The organism is Planctomycetia bacterium, from assembly GCA_034440135.1.
In the GTDB taxonomy this organism is placed as follows: Bacteria; Planctomycetota; Planctomycetia; order Pirellulales; family JALHLM01; genus JALHLM01.
Window position 1 is genome coordinate 1 of sequence record JAWXBP010000078.1, and the last position, 2,655, is coordinate 2,655.

Consider the following 2,655-nt stretch of genomic DNA (forward strand, 5'->3'; position numbering starts at 1 on the left):
AAGCCTGCGGCGAACTCCTCCATCAATTCACCGCCACCGAATGCCGTAACTACCTCCGCCACTGCGGATATCGCTATACTTAGCCTTGATGCGCTCTAGTCCGATTCTTTGGCGGGTTCTGACGCCAAACGGGGCATTTCCTCCTGGAGCGATTTCCGCCAGGCGGCTTTCAGCGGCCCAGGAATCGCCGCCTGAGGCATCTCGTGCTTTGTCGATTGTTCGGCGAAGCATGCCCCGTTCGTCTCTTTTCAACCGGAGGATCGATCTGATGAATTGTCGCCACACGTTTCGCTCGCAGACATACAGGAAGTTAGCGCTGCTGACAGCAATGGCGTCCCAATTGCTGAATCCTTGCCCATCGCTTGTCCAAGGCGCGGAGATCGATTTGACTCAAATCGGGTCGCCGAATTGGCGCCCCGCCGACTTCCAGTTGTTCACGGCCCCAGCCGCCCCGTTCCCGGATGCGTTCCTCAATACGCTCGATCAACTCCTCCCGCTCGAAGGCCCCGGTACCACAACGTACACACCGCATCTCGGGCCCTACGATACCGAACTGTCCACCAATGCGGCGGCCGCGGGCTTCGTCAATCAGAATGTCTTTCCTCAAAGCGCGATCATGCTTGATCCAAACGGTGTCTACTTCGCGTTCATGATGCTGCCGGATCCTGGCGTCACCGGATCCTCGCGCGATTTTGCATCGGGCCCGGTGATTCCCAATTCGCTGTTCCCGATGACCACGCACGCCGAGATGTGGCTGGACGATGTGCTGGTGGAGACGTTGCAAGACGGCATCTTCAATATTCGTCCGGGAGACGCCCCCTTCGACGGAGCGAGTCACCGCGCGCCCGCTCAGGTCGTCTGGTATCCCTGGGCGGACGATCCCAACGCCGGGCCGTTGGGCGACCACGAGATTCGCTGGTCGCTGACAGACGTGCAAGGCAACGGCTGGGAAATGGTCGCACCCTTTACGGTCGTTCCAGAGCCATCGGCGCTGTTGCTGGGCTCTTTCGGCGCAATTGCTTTGATCTTGGCGCGTCGCTATCGTCGCGGGAACGTCTTACGAAGCGGCAGCGCCTACTCGGCGTAAAGCTGGAAATCAGGCCAACTCACATTCTCACCGGGAGACTCTTATGGAACGCCATTTCCCAATTTGGGCGGCCCTTGGCATGCTGATGCTCGCGAGCGGCCGTGCGGCGACCGCCGCCTATGACTATCAATCGATCGACTATCATGGCGCCACCGCGACGTACGCCAATGGAATCAACGCCGCCGGTCAAATTGTCGGCGAGTATGCGGACGTGAACGGCGTCACCCATGCGTTTACGTTGTTCGACGGCGAGTACGTGAACTTCGACGTTCCTGGCGCCGTCGGCTTTTCCAGCGCTAACGGCATCAACGCGGACGGACAGATCGTAGGGCTCTATTCCGACGCCAATGGTACGACACGAGGATACCTCCGCACGGACGACGACTTTCAAGACATCCTCCCTTTCAATCATTCGCCGTTTACGCAAGCATTGTCGATTAGCGACGCTGGACACGTGGTTGGGTCTTATGTGGACGCGAACAACTTGATGCAGGGCTTTCGTTACGACGGGAACGCTTTCGAGACGCTCTCGATTCCTGGCGCCGAAGCAATCGCCGTCGGCCTTAACAACGCCGGCTCCGTCGTCGGGACATACCGGGTCGGTGGCGTGGATGTCCATGGCTTTCTGATGAACAACGGTGACTACGCCACGATCGACATGCCAGCCGCAGCGCACAGCGAGGCCCAGGGGATCAACGACGCCAATCAGGTCGGCGGGTTGTACCTCAGCGTCGGCTATCGCTACTACGGGTTCGTGCTTGACGAAGGCAACTTCGAGATCATCCACATGCCGGGCGCGCTCGAATCCAAGGTATTCGCGATCAATAACTCGGGGCAAGTCGTGGGCATGTATTTGGATGGCCAAGGCAATACGCGTGGTTTTCTGGCCAGTCCCGTCGCGCCCAGCGACGTGCACGGCGTCGAGTTGACGGATTTGCCGAACATTGTCGTGAGCGCGAACTCCGACTCAGGACCGGGGGGCGAGCCGGGCAACGCCATTGACAATCTCGACTATGAAGGCGGCTCGCACTCCTGGGTCGCCGGGGATCACGCGGCTTTGGAAGATCCGAATTGGCTGCAACTCGATTTTGGGGCTGAATTCAACCTCGCTAGTGTGGAAGTGCGCGGCATTTTCAACGGCCCGGACAACTATGCAGGCTTCGACAACGTCTTCAATCTCTTAGCGAGTCAGGATGGCGCCACCTGGGCGGCTATTGGCTCCGGCGTGATCCAAGACAGCGGTCGCGCCGATCTGCGTGACGAGTCGTTCAGTTTCGCCGCCGGAAGCCAGCCGGTGGCTAGGTTTCTGAAGTACGAAGTCGTAGGCGGGTCGCATTGGTCATACGTCGGCGAGATCAATGTGCAGGGTACGCTTCCCGGCGACGCCAACGGCGATCTCCAGGTCGACATCGTCGATCTCAATCTCGTCCGTAACAACTTCGGACTTTCCGGCGACGCCATCGAGGGGGGAATTTGGTTCCTGGGACGCCGTGTACAATCGCTTGCGTCGCTGGATTGCGAGCGGCAGTTTGAAGAAGTTGTTCGAGTTGCTGACAGAAGCCCCCGCT

The 2,655-nt window shown here is 59.3% G+C and carries 2 protein-coding genes; both read left to right on the plus strand.

Going from position 1 to position 2,655, the window contains the following annotated elements; genetic code table 11:
• Positions 1–268 precede the first annotated feature (268 nt).
• Positions 269–1,087 (plus strand): PEP-CTERM sorting domain-containing protein, encoded by an 819-nt coding sequence (locus tag SGJ19_04460; protein MDZ4779483.1) that lies wholly within the window; start codon positions 269–271, stop codon positions 1,085–1,087.
• A 43-nt stretch (positions 1,088–1,130) separates the two neighbouring features.
• The coding region (locus SGJ19_04465; GenBank protein MDZ4779484.1) for a hypothetical protein at positions 1,131–2,655 on the plus strand (1,525 nt) is incomplete at its 3' end.